Genomic DNA, 16697 nt, shown 5'->3' on the forward strand with positions numbered 1-16697 from the left:
ATGAGCCATTATGCGTTGCACTCTTTGCCTCTGCTGCGCATGCCGCGCCAGAGTTGGATTGGGGTACACCGTAGTGGGCGCAAAGAAATAACGACGCCGCATCATAGCAATTTTTTTACTCCGCGACTCTCAAAGATTTTTGTCACGCTCTGTGCTAAAACGAACGGTGCGGACCCGTAAAAAACCGATTCCGTGAGCTTAGACATAAATAATGGCGATCGCCGAACCTATTTTTGCGGCAAGGTTATATCGGAGTTAAGTAAATGAAAAAAGGCTGGATATTTTTATTCGGTTTGGTTTGCGCAACCGTTGGCAGCGCGCAGGCGGAGCAGGTAGGTTCCGTTGATACGGTGTTTAAATTGTTGGGGCCAGACCACAAAATCGTGGTGGAAGCGTTCGACGATCCGGATGTTAAAAATGTAACTTGTTATATCAGCCGCGCCAAAACCGGCGGCATCAAAGGCGGCCTGGGGCTGGCGGAAGACACCGCCGACGCGGCCATTTCCTGCCAGCAGGTGGGGCCTATCGAGCTGAGCGACAAGATCAAAAACGGCAAGGCGGAAGGCGATGTGGTGTTCCAGAAACGCACCTCGCTGGTGTTCAAGAAGCTGCAGGTGGTGCGCTTCTACGACGCCAAGCGTAATTCGCTGATTTACCTCAGCTACTCCGACAAGGTGATCGACGGCTCGCCGAAGAACGCGCTGAGCGCGGTGCCGATCATGCCGTGGGCCGAGACGAAATAAAAAAAACGGGGTTCAGCATGCTGAACCCCGTTTTCATGACGGCAGGCCGGAATTACTCTTCCAGATCGCCGCAGAAGCGGTAGCCTTCGCCGTGAATGGTGGCGATGATTTCCGGCGTGTCCGGCGTCGATTCGAAGTGTTTGCGAATGCGACGGATGGTGACGTCCACGGTACGGTCATGCGGCTTCAGCTCGCGGCCGGTCATTTTCTTCAGCAGTTCGCCACGGGACTGGATCTTGCCCGGGTTTTCGCAGAAGTGCAGCATGGCGCGGAATTCGCTGCGCGGCAGCTTGTACTGTTCGCCGGCCGGGCTGATCAGCGAGCGGCTGTTGATGTCCAGCTCCCAACCGTTGAACTTGTAGCTCTCGACCAGGCGGCGCTCTTCGCCCAGGCTGCCCAGGTTCATGGTACGCGACAGCAGGTTGCGTGCGCGGATGGTCAGCTCACGCGGGTTGAACGGTTTGGTGATGTAATCGTCGGCGCCGATTTCCAGGCCGAGGATTTTATCCACTTCGTTATCGCGACCGGTCAGGAACATCAAGGCGACGCTGGCCTGTTCGCGCAGTTCGCGCGCCAACAGCAGGCCATTTTTGCCTGGCAGGTTGATGTCCATGATGACCAGATTGATATCATTTTCAGACAGGATATTGTGCATCTCTGCACCATCATTGGCTTCATGAACAATGTAGCCTTCCGCCTCGAAAATGCTCTTCAGGGTGTTACGAGTGACTAACTCGTCTTCGACAATCAGAATGTGCGGGGTCTGCATATTTGCTACCTAAAATTGCCAACAAAATAGAAAATCGGAAGTACAGAAGTCTCTGTTTTCTTAGAGGAGGGCAGAGATAGCGCCACGTTCCCTCTCAGCAAATGACTAAAGTACGTAAACTCGTTCTTGATGCACTTTCCATCTCATGTCAACAAGATCGCTAGCCTGGTGGGGATGCTGTTCCCTACAACCCCTTGGGGTGCCAAATCGGCGCATATCCTAACCCCATTAACAGCAATATAACAGCGCGTGCCGAATTCATCACCCAACAAAACTACGCTTTGTTGACATATATCAAATTCAATTGTAGCACGTTAACAGATTTGTGAAAAACACTTACAGAAATGCCAGTTTAAGTCACAGAACCTCAAATTCTGTGAACGATTCAGCATTATCCGGCCCGATAGGATACAATTATTCGCTTATTGATCATCGTCTTGTTTTAACTCATTGATAAATAAATGCAGTAAAACATAAGCACGAATAATGACTATTACGACGGGTTTATTAGCTCAACGAGCCGTTTAATCTTGTTTGTTGCTATTAACGCGTTTATTGTTACGCAATTGTAAATATAAGCGGGCGCTGCGCCACCGTCAAAAACGCAGGCCCGCCTTCGGTGGAAGAGTGATGCAGCTTCATATTGTTTTAGTGGCTCCGGCGCGGCCGGAAAACGTTGGCGCGGCGGCGCGCGCGATGAAAACCATGGGCTTCACGTCGTTGCGCATCGTCGACAGCGAGGCGCACCTGCAGCCGGCGGCGCGCTGGGTGGCACACGGGGCCGGCGAGATCCTCGACGGCGTGCAAACGTTCGCCACGCTGGAGCAGGCGCTGGCGGACGTGGATTTCACCGTCGCCACTACCGCCCGCAGCCGCGCGCGTTTTCACTACTACTGCACGCCGCCTGAGCTGCTGGAACAGTTGAGCGAGCGTAAGCAGTGGGTCGGCCAGGCCGCGCTGGTGTTCGGCCGTGAAGATTCCGGCCTGACCAACGAAGAGCTGGCGCTGGCAGATTTGCTGACCGGCGTGCCGATGCAGGCGGACTATCCGTCGCTTAATCTGGGGCAAGCGGTGATGGTGTACTGCTACCAGTTGGCGAGCTTGATGGGCGTCAGCACGCCGCAGGAAACGGCGGCGTCGGAAGGGCAGCTCAAGGCGCTGCGCCGCCGTGCCGATGCCTTGTTGAACGCATTGCAGGTCGGCGATGACCAAAAATTGCGCGACTGGCTGCACCAGAGGCTCGGCGTGCTGCAACAGCGAGATACGGCGATGTTGCATACGTTGCTGCACGACATCGAAAAAAAACTCGCCAAGTGATAGCGGCTTCATCAAGCGGTTACCCAGAGTGATCCACTATTAAATCGGCTTTAAGTTGTTTTTTTGTTCTGTCATTTTGCTTTTTACCTCCGGTATCGCGCAATGTCGCCGCTGAACGGAAAATAAGCAAAAAAAAGAAATCGTTTGACTTGGGATAGCGATTGCTTTAACCAATAGAGGGGACAGAGTATTTCATGAGACAGACAGACAACATGCGCAATATCAGCCTGAATACCACAATTATTACCACCACCGATACCACAGGTAACGGGGCGGGCTGACGCGCACAGGAAACACAGAAAAAAGCCCGCACCTAATCAGTGCGGGCTTTTTTTTCGGCTTAAATTCGGAGAGATCACACATGCGAGTGCTGAAATTTGGCGGAACCTCGGTGGCGAATGCAGAACGTTTTCTGCGCGTCGCCGATATCATGGAGAGTAACGCGCGTCAGGGACAGGTAGCCACGGTCTTGTCCGCCCCCGCAAAGATCACCAACCATCTGGTGGCGATGATCGACAAAACGGTGGCAGGCCAGGACATTCTGCCGAATATCAGCGACGCCGAGCGGATCTTTGCCGATCTGCTGAGCGGCCTGGCGCAGGCGCTGCCGGGCTTTGAATACGACAGGCTGAAGGGCGTGGTCGATCAGGAGTTCGCGCAGCTCAAGCAGGTGCTGCACGGCGTTTCGCTGCTGGGGCAGTGCCCGGACAGCGTGAACGCGGCTATTATCTGCCGCGGTGAAAAGCTCTCCATCGCCATCATGGAAGGGGTATTCCGCGCCAAGGGCTACCCGGTCACGGTGATCAACCCGGTGGAGAAACTGCTGGCGCAGGGCCACTACCTGGAGTCCACCGTGGACATCGCCGAGTCCACGGTGCGCATCGCCGCGGCGGCGATCCCGGCCGACCACATCGTGCTGATGGCCGGTTTCACCGCCGGTAACGACAAGGGCGAGCTGGTGGTGCTGGGCCGCAACGGCTCCGACTATTCCGCCGCCGTGCTGGCCGCCTGCCTGCGCGCCGACTGTTGCGAAATCTGGACCGACGTCGACGGCGTGTATACCTGCGATCCGCGCACCGTGCCGGACGCCAGGCTGCTGAAATCGATGTCGTACCAGGAGGCGATGGAGCTCTCCTACTTCGGCGCCAAAGTGCTGCACCCTCGCACCATCACGCCGATTGCCCAGTTCCAAATCCCTTGCCTGATTAAAAACACTTCCAACCCGCAGGCCCCCGGCACGCTGATCGGCAAAGACAGCACCGATGACGCGATGCCGGTGAAAGGCATCACCAACCTGAACAACATGGCGATGATCAACGTCTCCGGCCCGGGCATGAAAGGCATGGTCGGCATGGCCGCGCGGGTGTTCGCCGTGATGTCGCGCGCCGGCATTTCGGTGGTGCTGATCACCCAATCCTCTTCCGAATACAGCATCAGCTTCTGCGTGCCGCAGGGCGAACTGCAGCGCGCCCGCCGCGCGCTGGAGGAGGAGTTCTATCTGGAGTTGAAAGACGGCGTGCTGGATCCGCTGGACGTCATGGAACGCCTGGCGATCATCTCGGTGGTCGGCGACGGCATGCGCACCCTGCGTGGCATCTCCGCGCGCTTCTTCTCCGCGCTGGCGCGCGCCAACATCAATATCGTCGCCATCGCCCAGGGCTCTTCCGAGCGTTCAATTTCGGTCGTGGTCAGCAATGATTCCGCCACCACCGGCGTGCGCGTCAGCCACCAGATGCTGTTCAACACCGATCAGGTGATCGAAGTGTTCGTCATCGGCGTCGGCGGCGTCGGCGGGGCGCTGATTGAGCAGATCTACCGCCAGCAGCCGTGGCTGAAGCAAAAACATATCGACCTGCGGGTGTGCGGCATCGCCAACTCGCGCGTGATGCTGACCAACGTGCACGGCATCGCGCTGGACAGCTGGCGCGACGAGCTGGCCGGCGCGCAGGAGCCGTTCAATCTCGGCCGCCTGATCCGGCTGGTGAAGGAGTATCACCTGCTGAACCCGGTGATCGTCGACTGTACCTCCAGCCAGGCGGTGGCCGATCAGTATGTGGACTTCCTGGCGGACGGTTTCCACGTGGTGACGCCGAACAAAAAGGCCAACACCTCGTCGATGAACTATTATCAGCAACTGCGTGCGGCCGCCGCCGGTTCGCACCGCAAGTTCCTCTATGACACCAATGTCGGTGCCGGTTTACCGGTGATTGAGAACCTGCAAAACCTGCTGAACGCCGGCGATGAGCTGGTGCGCTTCTCCGGCATCCTGTCCGGTTCGCTGTCCTTTATCTTCGGCAAGCTGGACGAAGGGCTGTCGCTGTCGGCGGCGACCCTGCAGGCCCGGGCCAACGGCTACACCGAGCCGGATCCGCGCGACGATCTGTCCGGTATGGACGTGGCGCGCAAGCTGCTGATCCTGGCGCGCGAGGCCGGTTACAAGCTGGAGCTGAGCGATATCGAGGTCGAGCCGGTGCTGCCGCCGTCCTTCGACGCATCGGGCGACGTGGATCAGTTCCTGGCGCGGCTGCCGGAGCTGGATAAAGAGTTCGCGCGCAACGTGGCCAACGCCGCCGAGCAAGGCAAGGTGCTGCGCTATGTCGGCCTGATCGACGAAGGGCGCTGCAAGGTGCGCATCGAGGCGGTGGACGGCAACGATCCGTTGTATAAAGTGAAGAACGGCGAGAACGCGCTGGCCTTCTACAGCCGCTATTATCAGCCGCTGCCGCTGGTGCTGCGCGGCTACGGCGCCGGTAACGATGTGACCGCAGCGGGCGTGTTCGCCGATCTGCTGCGCACACTGTCATGGAAGTTGGGAGTTTAATATGGTTAAGGTGTATGCACCGGCCTCGATCGGTAACGTCAGCGTCGGTTTCGATGTGCTGGGCGCGGCGGTTTCGCCGATCGACGGTACGCTGCTGGGCGACTGCGTCAGCGTCGAAGCCGCCGAGACGTTCAGTCTGCAGAATGCCGGGCGCTTCGTCAGCAAGCTGCCGGCCGAGCCGAAAGAGAACATCGTTTATCAATGCTGGGAGCGTTTTTGCCAGGAGATCGGCCGCGAAGTGCCTGTGGCGATGCGGTTGGAAAAGAACATGCCGATCGGTTCGGGGCTGGGCTCCAGCGCCTGTTCGGTGGTCGCCGGGTTGATGGCGATGAACGAATTCTGCGATCGGCCGCTGGATAAGACGACGCTGCTCGGCCTGATGGGCGAGCTGGAAGGCCGCATTTCCGGCAGCGTGCATTACGACAACGTGGCGCCTTGTTACCTTGGCGGCCTGCAGCTGATGCTGGAAGAAGAAGGCATCATCAGCCAGGAGGTGCCGTGCTTCGACGATTGGCTGTGGGTCATGGCCTATCCGGGCATCAAGGTCTCCACCGCCGAAGCGCGCGCCATTTTACCCGCGCAATACCGTCGTCAGGATTGCATCAGCCACGGTCGCTATCTGGCCGGCTTTATCCATGCCTGCCACACCCGTCAGCCGCAGCTGGCCGCCAAATTGATGCAGGACGTGATCGCCGAACCGTACCGCACCCGGCTGCTGCCGGGCTTCGCCGAAGCGCGCAAGGCGGCGCAGGAGATCGGCGCGCTGGCCTGCGGCATCTCCGGTTCCGGCCCGACGCTGTTCGCCGTCTGCAACGACGGCGCCACCGCGCAACGCATGGCCGCCTGGCTGCAACAACACTATCTGCAAAACGACGAAGGTTTTGTTCATATTTGCCGTCTGGATACCGCAGGCGCTCGACTACTGGGATAACGCATGAAACTGTACAACCTTAAGGATCACAACGAGCAGGTCAGCTTCGCGCAGGCGATCAAACAAGGCCTGGGCAAGCAGCAGGGGCTGTTCTTCCCGCTGGAGCTGCCGGAGTTCGAACTGACCGAGATCGACCAGCTGCTGGAGCAGGACTTTGTCACCCGCAGCAGCCGCATTCTGTCGGCCTTTATCGGCGAAGAGGTACCGGAAGCGGCGCTGAAGAAACGCGTGCAGGCCGCCTTTGAGTTCCCGGCGCCGGTGGCGAAAGTGACCGAAGACGTCTCTTGCCTGGAGCTGTTCCACGGCCCGACGCTGGCGTTCAAAGACTTCGGCGGCCGCTTTATGGCGCAGATGCTGGCGGAAGTGGCCGGCGATCAGCCGGTGACCATTTTGACCGCCACCTCCGGCGACACCGGCGCCGCCGTGGCGCACGCCTTCTACGGCCTGAAAAACGTCCGGGTGGTGATCCTCTATCCGCAGGGCAAAATCAGTCCGCTGCAGGAGAAGCTGTTCTGTACCCTGGGCGGCAACATTCACACCGTAGCGATTGACGGCGACTTCGATGCTTGCCAGGCGCTGGTGAAGCAGGCGTTCGACGATCAAGAATTGAAAGACGCGTTGCACCTGAACTCGGCTAACTCGATCAACATCAGCCGCTTGCTGGCGCAGATCTGCTACTACTTCGAAGCGGTGGCGCAGCTGCCGCAGGAAGCGCGCAATCAGCTGGTCATCTCGGTGCCGAGCGGCAACTTCGGCGATCTGACCGCCGGGCTGCTGGCCAAGTCGCTGGGCCTGCCGGTGAAGCGCTTTATTGCCGCCACCAACGCCAACGACACCGTGCCGCGCTTCCTGACCAGCGGCCAGTGGCAGCCGCACGCCACGGTCGCGACGCTGTCCAACGCCATGGACGTCAGCCAGCCAAACAACTGGCCGCGCGTGGAAGAGCTGTTCCGTCGTAAGGTCTGGCAGCTGAAAGAGCTGGGCCACGCGGCGGTCAGCGATGAGACCACCAGGGAAACGATGCGTGAACTGGCCGAGCTGGGTTATATCTCAGAACCGCACGCAGCCATTGCCTATCGCGCGCTGCGCGATCAGCTGCAGGAAGGGGAGTTCGGTCTGTTCCTCGGCACGGCGCATCCGGCCAAGTTTAAAGAGAGCGTAGAAGCGATCCTCGGCCAGGAACTGCCGTTGCCGAAAGCGCTGGCGCTGCGGGCCGATCTGCCGCTGCTGTCGCACACGCTGCCGGCCGGCTTTGCCGAACTGCGCAAATTCCTGATGGCGCTGCCGGCCTGAAGTTCGGCAGGCTAGAATACGAAAAGCCGTCTTGCGACGGCTTTTTTTATGCCTGCTCCGGGCGTTTGAACACCAGTTCATTGCCCTGCGAGGCGGCTTCGTCGAAGGCGTAGCCTTCCAGGTTGAAGTCCACCAGCTGCTCGCTGCGCGTCAGGCGGTTCTTGATGATAAAGCGGCTCATCAACCCGCGCGCTTTCTTGGCGTAGAAGCTGATGACCTTGAACTTGCCGTTCTTCTCGTCGAGGAACACCGGTTTGATCAGCGCGCCGTGCAGTTTGGCCGGCTTCACCGCCTTGAAATACTCGTCGGACGCCAGGTTGACCACCACGTCGTCGCCCTGCTGCTCCAGCGCTTCATTGAGTTTCTGGGTGATTTGATCGCCCCAGAAGCTGTACAGATCTTTGCCTTTCGGGTTTTCCAGCTTGATGCCCATCTCCAGCCGGTACGGCATCATCAGATCGAGCGGGCGCAGCACGCCATACAGGCCGGACAGCATACGCAGATGCTGCTGGGCAAAGTCGAAATCGGCCTCGTTGAAATCCTGCGCCTGCAGGCCGGTGTAAACGTCGCCCTTGAACGCCAGCAGCGCCTGACGGGCATTGTCTGGGGTAAATTTGGGCTGCCACTCGCTAAAGCGCGCGGCGTTCAGCCCGGCCAGCTTGTCGCTGATGCTCATCAGGCTGGCGATTTGCGCCGGCGTCAGCTCGCGGCAAATTTTGATAAGCCGCTGAGACTTGTCCAGCAGTTCGGGCTGCGTGAAACGTTCTGTCGCCAGCGGGCTGTCGTAATCGAGAGTTTTTGCAGGGGAAATAATAACGAGCATGGCCAGATCCTGTTTATCCAAGTGCGGATACTGTAGCAAAAAGCGCGGGAAAAAGGGGCAATCGGTCCAATAGGCCGAGGCGCGCACCGCACGCGCCCCGGAAAACTCAGCGCGGTGGTTGATGACCGTCCCACACGCCCGGCTCCAGCTGCGACTTCAGCTCCGGATAACGGTTGGCGTCGAAGGTCGGCAGCTTGCCCAGGCGGCGTTGGCGATGGTAGTCGTCGGCCAGCTTCAGCGCCACCCGCGACAGCAGCAGGATGGCCGTCAGGTTGGTGATGGCCATCAGCGCCATGGAAGTATCCGCCATTTTCCACACCAGCGGCAGCTCCGCCAGTGCGCCGAACATCACCATGCCCAACGCCACGCAGCGGAAAATGATCAGGCCGCCCGGGTGGTTGTGCTCGAGGAATACCAGGTTGCTCTCGGCATAGGCGTAGTTGGCGATGATCGAGGTAAAGGCGAAGAAGAAGATGGCGATGGCGACGAACGGCGCCCCCCAACTGCCGACGGCGGTCGACAGCGCGCGCTGGGTCAGATCGATGCCGCTGATGCTGTCGGTCGGCTGATCGAGAATGCCGGAGGAGAGGATGATCGCCGCGGTGGCGCTGCAGATGACGATGGTATCGATAAATACCCCGAGCATTTGCACGTAGCCTTGCGAAGCCGGATGCGGCGGATAAGGCGAGGCGGACGCTGCCGCATTGGGCGCCGAACCCATGCCGGCTTCGTTGGAGAACAGGCCGCGCTGCACGCCTTGGGTCATCGCCTGGGAGATGCCGTAACCGACGGCACCGGCCGCAGCTTCCTGTAGGCCGAAGGCGCTTTTGAAGATCAGCGCCAGGATCGCCGGCATGTGTTCGATGTTATGGCCAATTACCCAGAGGGCCAACAGCAGGTAGGCGCCCGCCATCAGCGGCACCACCAGTTCGGCCACTTTGGCAATGGAGCGAATGCCGCCGAAGATCACTACCCCGCTCAACACCACCAGGCCGATGCCGACGTGCAGCGGCTGCAAATGGAAGGCGACGGCGGAGGCCTGGGCTATGGAGTTGGCCTGCACGGCGTTGAATACCAGGCCGAACGCGATGATCAGGAAGATGGAGAACAGCACGCCCATCCAGCGCATGCCGAGGCCCTTTTCCATGTAATAGGCCGGGCCGCCGCGGTAGTTGCCGTTATCGTCTTTGGTTTTGTAGAGCTGCGCCAGCGAGCTTTCCACAAAGGAGGTGGCCATGCCGATAAACGCCACCACCCACATCCAGAAGATGGCACCGGGGCCGCCGGCGGTCAGGGCGATGGCGACGCCGGTCAGGTTGCCGGTGCCGACGCGCGCCGCCAGCGTGGTACACAGCGCCTGGAAAGAGGAGATGCCGGCGCTGTCGCTTTTATTGCTGTTTTTCAACACCGAGAACATGTGGCTGAAGTGGCGGAGCTGGATAAAGCGGGTGCGCAACGTGAAGTAGATGCCGGTGCCGAGCAGCAGATAAATCAGCACCGACCCCCACAAAATATTGTTTATAAAGTTCATCAGGTCCGTCAAGGGATCCCTCCTCTTATCGAAATTTAATGCGCACCTTGCAGCATCCACCGCAGGTGAAAAACATTGGCCTATTTTTTACAAGAGCTTAGCTGGAATTGGTCCGGCGTCAGTCGATTAAGATTTTTCGCAGATTAGCGGACGAATTGCATCAATTTTTTCGAATTTAACATAATTTATTCGGACAATAGCACGTTATTGCCTTTCCATCCGCTCGGTTATGGCGAAAGATATCGGCGTAAACGGTTGCTCGCCCAAGGATAAAACAGATGCTTGCGCGCCGCGGTTTTCCAGCCTTGCACCGGGCTTGGCGCATGTTATTATCAGGGTAGGGCATGGTTGAACAATGCCAAAAGTTCATGCACAAACGATGAGATAATGCCAACATGACCGACAAATTAACTTCCCTGCGCCAGCTGACCACGGTGGTTGCAGATACGGGTGATATCGCGGCAATGAAGCTGTATCAACCGCAGGACGCTACAACCAACCCTTCGCTGATCCTCAATGCAGCCCAAATTCCTGAATACCGCAAACTGATTGACGAAGCCATCGCCTGGGCGCGCGGCCAGAGCAGCGATCGCGAGCAGCAGATCGCCGACGCCGCCGACAAGCTGGCGGTCAACATCGGTCTGGAAATCCTCAAACTGGTTCCGGGCCGCATCTCCACCGAAGTGGATGCGCGTCTGTCTTACGACACCGTCGCCAGCGTGGCCAAGGCCAAGCGCCTGATCAAACTGTACAACGAAGCCGGCATCAGCAACGATCGCATCCTGATCAAACTGGCCTCGACCTGGCAGGGCATCCGCGCGGCGGAGCAGCTGGAGAAAGAAGGCATCAACTGTAACCTGACGCTGCTGTTCTCCTTCGCTCAGGCTCGCGCTTGTGCCGAAGCCGGCGTTTACCTGATCTCACCGTTCGTCGGCCGTATCCTCGACTGGTACAAAGCCAACGGCGACAAGAAAGAGTTCGCCCCGCACGAAGATCCGGGCGTGATCTCCGTGACCGAAATTTACCAGTACTACAAACAGCACGGTTACAACACCGTGGTGATGGGCGCCAGCTTCCGTAACGTCGGCGAAATCATCGAACTGGCCGGCTGTGACCGCCTGACCATCGCCCCTGCGCTGCTGAAAGAGCTGGCGGAGAGCGAAGGCGCGCTGGAGCGCAAACTGTCTTACACCGGTGAAGTGAAGGCGCGTCCTGCCGCACTGACCGAACCTGAGTTCTACTGGCAGCACAACCAGGATCCGATGGCGGTTGAGAAACTGACCGACGGTATCCGCAAGTTTGCCGTAGACCAGGGCAAACTGGAAAAAATGATCGCCGACCTGCTGTAATTCCCGCAGATCGCGCAGTAAAAAGGTGGCTCAGGCCACCTTTTTTTATGCCCGACGCTCCCGTCGGCGGGGGAAGCCCTTATACTCTCGGCAATGACAACAGAACGGGAGACGAACCCGTTCGGACCCCATCAGGCTGTAGAGGTTACGCATGGATATTTTACGTATTGGTTTGGTTTCCGTTTCCGATCGCGCTTCCGGCGGCGTTTATCAGGATAAAGGCATCCCGGCGCTGGAAGAGTGGCTGAGCGGCGCGCTGGCGACGCCGTTCAAGCTGGAAACCCGGCTGATCCCCGATGAGCAGACGCAAATTGAACAGACGCTGTGCGAGCTGGTGGACGAAATGGGCTGCCATCTGGTGCTGACCACCGGCGGCACCGGGCCGGCGCGCCGTGATGTCACCCCCGACGCCACGCTGGCGATCGCCGATCGCGTGATGCCCGGCTTCGGCGAGCAAATGCGTCAGATCAGCCTACACTATGTGCCAACGGCAATTCTTTCTCGCCAGGTGGGGGCGATCCGCAAACAGGCGCTGATCATCAACCTGCCCGGCCAACCGAAGTCGATCAAGGAAACGCTGGAAGGGGTAAAGGATGAGCAGGGCAATGCGGTGGTACACGGCATCTTCGCCAGCGTGCCTTATTGCATTCAACTGCTCGACGGGCCTTACGTCGAAACGCACGCCGCGGTGGTAGCAGCATTTCGGCCAAAGAGCGCGCGTCGCGAGATAAACCTCTAAATTTCAGCATTCTGCGAGATCGGCTTCAGCCCGTCTGGTGTGAAAATAATTTGCCGCTATAGTAAGGATTCTTTTACAGAAAGCCTGCGGCTTTTATTTTTACAGCCTTTACCGACGGTGCCCTATGCCTCACGACACTAATCGCCGGCTGAACCGGCAAGACTACAAAACGCTGACGTTGGCCGCGTTGGGCGGCGCGCTGGAGTTTTACGACTTCATCATCTTCGTGTTCTTCGCCGCCGTGGTCGGCGATCTGTTCTTCCCGGCGGACATGCCGGAGTGGCTACGTCTGGTGCAAACCTTCGGCATCTTCGCCGCTGGCTATCTGGCCCGCCCGCTGGGCGGCATCGTGATGGCGCACTTCGGCGATCTGGTCGGCCGCAAGAAGATGTTTACCCTGAGCATTCTGCTGATGGCGTTGCCGACGTTGGCGATGGGCCTGCTGCCGACCTACGCCAGCATCGGCATTGCTGCGCCGCTGCTGCTGCTGTTGATGCGCGTGCTGCAGGGGGCGGCGATCGGCGGTGAGGTGCCGGGCGCCTGGGTCTTCGTTGCCGAACACGTGCCGCGCCGGCGCATCGGCTTCGCCTGCGGCACGCTGACCGCCGGGTTGACGGTGGGCATCCTGCTGGGCTCGGTGGTGGCGACGGTGATCAACACTACGCTCAGCCCGCAGAGCATCGCCGGCGGCGGCTGGCGCATTCCTTTCCTCTTGGGCGGCATGTTCGGCTTGGTGGCGATGTACCTGCGCCGCTGGCTGCAGGAAACGCCGATCTTCATCGAGATGCAGGCGCGTAAAGCGCTGGCCGAGGAGCTGCCGCTGAAGTCGGTGGTGCTCAACCACAAGCGGGAAGTGGTGGTATCGATGCTGCTGACCTGGCTGCTCTCCGCCGGCATTGTGGTGGTGATCCTGATGACCCCGACCTATCTGCAAAAGCAGTTCGGCATTGCGCCGGCCTTGACGCTGCAGGCCAACAGCATCGCCACCATCATGCTGATCGCCGGCTGCATCGTCGCCGGTTTATCGGCCGATCGCTTTGGCGCCAGCAAAACGCTGGTGGTCGGCAGTGTGCTGCTGGCCGGCTGCAGCTGGCTGTTCTATCAGACGGTGGGCGTGCACCCGGAAATGCTATTCGCCTGCTATGCGCTGGTGGGGTTCAGCGTAGGCGTGGTGGGGGCCGTGCCGTACGTGATGGTGCGGGCGTTCCCAGCGGAAGTGCGGTTTACCGGCATCTCGTTCTCATATAATATCTCGTACGCTATTTTTGGCGGTTTAACCCCTATTTTTGTGACGCTGATCATGAAATTGACCCCGTTAGCGCCCGCTTACTACGTGTTGGCGCTGTCGCTCATCGGGCTGCTGCTCGGCTTCTACCTGCATCGCGATCTGAACAGCGAAGCCGGGGAGCGGCGAGCCGATTCCTACAGCTAAAAAAAAGCCCTGCACTGCAGGGCTTTTTCATCAGGGAAGGGCGATTACGCCGCCACCGGTGAGGCCGCGACGCGGGCCGGAGCCGGTTCGCCAATCGGCAACACCTTGCGGCCGTATTGCTCGTTGAGCACTTCGGCCATCGCCAGGTAAATGGCGCTGGCACCGCAGATGATGCCTTCATAGCCGGCGAAGGTCAGCAGCGCGTGATTGCCGGTGATGTTGCCGACGGCCAGCAGGGCGAACAGCAGCGTGAGGCTGGCGAACACGAACTGCAGCACGCGGTTGGCGGCCAGGGTGCCGAAGAACATGAACAGGGTGAAGACGCCCCACAGCGCCAGGTAGATGCCCAGCACGTGCGCCTCGGTGGCCTCAGCCAGGCCCAGACGCGGCAGCAGCAGCAGACCGACCAGGCTCAGCCAGAAGCTGCCGTAGGCGGTGAAAGCGGTCATGCCGAAGGTGTTGCCCTTCTTGTATTCCAGCAGACCGGCCAGGATCTGGGCCAGGCCACCGAAGAAAATCCCCATGCTGATGATGGCGGAGTTCAGTGGGAAAAAGCCCGCGTTGTGCAGGTTCAGCAAGACGGTGGTCATCCCGAAGCCCATCAGGCCGAGAGGGCCGGGATTCGCCAACTTGTTGGTGTGCATAAGTCCTCTGCGATAACAGAAAATTAACGGAAACAGCGAAGTAAAATAATAAATGGTCTGAATGGCCAAAAAATCGAAGTTTTCCACCAGAGCGCGCGCATCATAATGATCCCCGCAGCCGGAAACAATGATCTGAATGACGATAAAAAAAAGAAATTTTTTTCGCCTTGCCCCTTGATGCCGGATTGGATGGCCCCATCTTATTTGCAACCGCAGTTGCTAACCGCGGGTCGCACTGAGATATCGGGCAGTTGAAAAGCAAAAAATCGCCCGCATATAGGTTAGCAACCTGACTGATTATGAATTTTTTAGTGGAGACGTTTAGATGGGTAAAATTATTGGTATCGACCTGGGTACTACCAACTCTTGCGTAGCAATTATGGATGGTGCCAAGGCACGCGTGCTGGAAAACGCCGAGGGCGACCGCACCACTCCTTCTATTATCGCATATACCCAGGACGGTGAAACTCTGGTTGGCCAGCCGGCTAAGCGTCAGGCAGTGACCAACCCTGAAAACACCCTGTTCGCCATCAAGCGCCTGATCGGTCGCCGCTTCCAGGATGAAGAAGCGCAGCGCGACAAAGCGATCATGCCGTACAAAATCGTCGAAGCCGACAACGGCGACGCTTGGCTGGAAGTGAAAGGCCAGAAAATGGCTCCGCCGCAGATCTCTGCGGAAGTGCTGAAGAAAATGAAGAAAACGGCGGAAGATTACCTGGGCGAACCGGTAACTGAAGCGGTTATCACCGTACCGGCTTACTTCAACGACGCCCAGCGTCAGGCGACCAAAGACGCCGGCCGCATCGCGGGTCTGGAAGTCAAGCGCATCATCAACGAACCAACCGCTGCGGCCCTGGCCTACGGTCTGGACAAAGAAGTCGGCAACCGCACCATCGCGGTTTATGACCTGGGTGGCGGTACTTTCGATATCTCCATCATCGAAATCGACGACGTTGACGGCGAAAAAACCTTCGAAGTGCTGGCGACCAACGGTGACACCCACCTGGGTGGCGAAGACTTCGACAGCCGTCTGATCAACTACCTGGTGGAAGAGTTCAAGAAAGATCAGGGTATCGATCTGCGCAACGATCCGCTGGCGATGCAGCGTCTGAAAGAAGCCGCTGAGAAAGCGAAGATCGAACTGTCTTCCGCTCAGCAGACCGACGTTAACCTGCCGTACATCACGGCAGACGCGACCGGTCCAAAACACATGAACATCAAAGTGACTCGCGCCAAACTCGAGTCGCTGGTTGAAGATCTGGTTGCACGTTCTATCGAGCCGCTGAAAGTGGCGCTGAAAGACGCAGGCCTGTCGGTTTCCGACATCCAGGACGTGATCCTGGTGGGCGGCCAGACCCGTATGCCAATGGTGCAGAAGAAAGTCGCAGACTTCTTCGGCAAAGAGCCGCGTAAAGACGTGAACCCGGACGAAGCGGTTGCCGTGGGCGCTGCGGTACAGGGCGGCGTGTTGGCCGGTGATGTGAAGGACGTTCTGCTGCTGGACGTGACCCCGCTGTCGCTGGGTATCGAAACCATGGGCAGCGTGATGACGCCGCTGATCACCAAAAACACCACGATCCCGACCAAGCACAGCCAGGTGTTCTCTACCGCTGAAGACAACCAGTCTGCGGTAACCATCCACGTGCTGCAGGGTGAGCGTAAGCGCGCCAGCGATAACAAATCTCTGGGCCAGTTCAACCTGGACGGCATTCAGGCGGCACCGCGCGGCATGGCGCAGATCGAAGTCACCTTCGATATCGATGCCGACGGCATCCTGCACGTGTCTGCCAAAGACAAGAACACCGGTCGTGAGCAGAAGATCACCATCAAGGCATCTTCTGGCCTGAACGAAGACGAAATCCAGAAAATGGTGCGCGACGCCGAGCTGAACGCTGAAGCCGACCGCAAGTTCGAAGAGCTGGTACAGACACGTAACCAGGCCGATCACCTGATCCACGGCACTCGCAAGCAGCTGGAAGAAGCGGGCGACAAACTGCCGGCGGAAGACAAAACGGCGATCGAAGCGGCGCTGAAAGATCTGGAAGCGGCGGTGAAAGGCGAAGATAAAGCCGAGATCGAAGCGAAGACTCAGGCTCTGGTGCAGGTTTCCGGCAAACTGCTGGAAATGGCCCAGGCGCAGCAGGCTCAGCAGGGTGCTGACGCCGGCGCGGACAACGCGGCGCAGAAAGACGACGACGTGGTTGACGCTGAGTTCGAAGAAGTTAAAGACAAAAAATAATCGCCCTTAAGCGGGCACGGGGCGGCCGAGATGCCGCTCCCGGAAACCAGCACGGGCGTCGAGGCA

At 58.8% G+C, this 16697-nt stretch carries 14 protein-coding genes and 1 other annotated feature; of the genes, 10 read left to right on the forward strand and 4 right to left on the reverse strand.

The window, feature by feature from the left end; all coding sequences use genetic code 11:
- The first annotated feature begins 263 nt into the window (after window positions 1-263).
- Window positions 264-743 carry a protein CreA gene (gene creA, locus AC4PR2_RS06075; RefSeq protein ID WP_038878540.1) on the forward strand — a complete coding sequence of 160 codons (480 nt, stop codon included), beginning with the start codon at window positions 264-266 and terminating at the stop codon, window positions 741-743.
- A 52-nt stretch (window positions 744-795) separates the two neighbouring features.
- Here the strand turns inward: creA and arcA are convergent, their stop codons facing one another.
- On the reverse strand, window positions 796-1512 hold the full coding sequence (gene arcA, locus AC4PR2_RS06080; protein WP_004933003.1) for a two-component system response regulator ArcA: 717 nt from the start codon (window positions 1510-1512) through the stop codon (window positions 796-798).
- 630 nt (window positions 1513-2142) lie between these two features.
- Here arcA and AC4PR2_RS06085 point away from each other — a divergent pair.
- From AC4PR2_RS06085 to thrC, 5 genes are all read left to right on the forward strand, one after another.
- A complete protein-coding gene (locus AC4PR2_RS06085; RefSeq protein ID WP_443014452.1) occupies window positions 2143-2829 on the forward strand; it encodes a tRNA/rRNA methyltransferase in 687 nt (228 codons plus the stop codon).
- Between the two features lie 212 nt (window positions 2830-3041).
- The gene (gene thrL, locus AC4PR2_RS06090) at window positions 3042-3110 is read left to right on the forward strand and encodes a thr operon leader peptide (RefSeq protein WP_071998276.1); all 69 of its coding nucleotides are present in this window, start codon (window positions 3042-3044) and stop codon (window positions 3108-3110) included.
- Window positions 3049-3166 (forward strand) — a sequence feature (Thr leader region). (Overlaps the previous gene by 62 nt.)
- 24 nt (window positions 3167-3190) lie before the next feature.
- Window positions 3191-5650 carry a bifunctional aspartate kinase/homoserine dehydrogenase I gene (gene thrA / locus AC4PR2_RS06095; protein ID WP_443014453.1) on the forward strand — a complete coding sequence of 820 codons (2460 nt, stop codon included), beginning with the start codon at window positions 3191-3193 and terminating at the stop codon, window positions 5648-5650.
- A gap of 1 nt (window position 5651) precedes the next feature.
- Window positions 5652-6581 carry a homoserine kinase gene (thrB, locus tag AC4PR2_RS06100; RefSeq protein WP_004932993.1) on the forward strand — a complete coding sequence of 310 codons (930 nt, stop codon included), beginning with the start codon at window positions 5652-5654 and terminating at the stop codon, window positions 6579-6581.
- Window positions 6582-6584: 3 nt separating this feature from the next.
- The gene (gene thrC, locus AC4PR2_RS06105; RefSeq protein ID WP_100396039.1) at window positions 6585-7874 is read left to right on the forward strand and encodes a threonine synthase; all 1290 of its coding nucleotides are present in this window, start codon (window positions 6585-6587) and stop codon (window positions 7872-7874) included.
- A gap of 46 nt (window positions 7875-7920) precedes the next feature.
- Here thrC and yaaA read toward each other — a convergent pair whose 3' ends face one another.
- Window positions 7921-8697, reverse strand: a complete 777-nt coding sequence (yaaA, locus tag AC4PR2_RS06110; RefSeq protein WP_064290779.1) for a peroxide stress protein YaaA — start codon at window positions 8695-8697, stop codon at window positions 7921-7923.
- 106 nt (window positions 8698-8803) lie between these two features.
- Complete coding sequence (locus AC4PR2_RS06115; protein ID WP_055317166.1) at window positions 8804-10240, reverse strand: alanine/glycine:cation symporter family protein; 1437 nt, start codon at window positions 10238-10240, stop codon at window positions 8804-8806.
- 383 nt (window positions 10241-10623) lie between these two features.
- On the opposite strand from AC4PR2_RS06115, the gene tal reads away from it, so the two are divergent.
- The 3 genes from tal to AC4PR2_RS06130 all read left to right on the forward strand — a co-directional run bounded on the left by tal (window position 10624) and on the right by AC4PR2_RS06130 (window position 13748).
- Window positions 10624-11577: a transaldolase gene (tal, locus tag AC4PR2_RS06120; RefSeq protein ID WP_004932982.1), complete on the forward strand. Its 954-nt coding sequence runs from the start codon at window positions 10624-10626 to the stop codon at window positions 11575-11577.
- 151 nt (window positions 11578-11728) lie between these two features.
- A complete protein-coding gene (gene mog / locus AC4PR2_RS06125) occupies window positions 11729-12316 on the forward strand; it encodes a molybdopterin adenylyltransferase (protein ID WP_004932980.1) in 588 nt (195 codons plus the stop codon).
- A gap of 124 nt (window positions 12317-12440) precedes the next feature.
- Window positions 12441-13748: an MFS transporter gene (locus tag AC4PR2_RS06130; RefSeq protein WP_492174950.1), complete on the forward strand. Its 1308-nt coding sequence runs from the start codon at window positions 12441-12443 to the stop codon at window positions 13746-13748.
- Window positions 13749-13792: 44 nt separating this feature from the next.
- Here the strand turns inward: AC4PR2_RS06130 and satP are convergent, their stop codons facing one another.
- Window positions 13793-14392 (reverse strand): acetate uptake transporter, encoded by a 600-nt coding sequence (satP, locus tag AC4PR2_RS06135; RefSeq protein ID WP_147839721.1) that lies wholly within the window; start codon window positions 14390-14392, stop codon window positions 13793-13795.
- Window positions 14393-14717: 325 nt separating this feature from the next.
- Here satP and dnaK point away from each other — a divergent pair, with 325 nt between their 5' ends.
- Complete coding sequence (dnaK, locus tag AC4PR2_RS06140) at window positions 14718-16631, forward strand: molecular chaperone DnaK (RefSeq protein ID WP_004932972.1); 1914 nt, start codon at window positions 14718-14720, stop codon at window positions 16629-16631.
- Window positions 16632-16697: the final 66 nt, after the last annotated feature.

Source organism: Serratia sp. A07, from assembly GCF_058725505.1.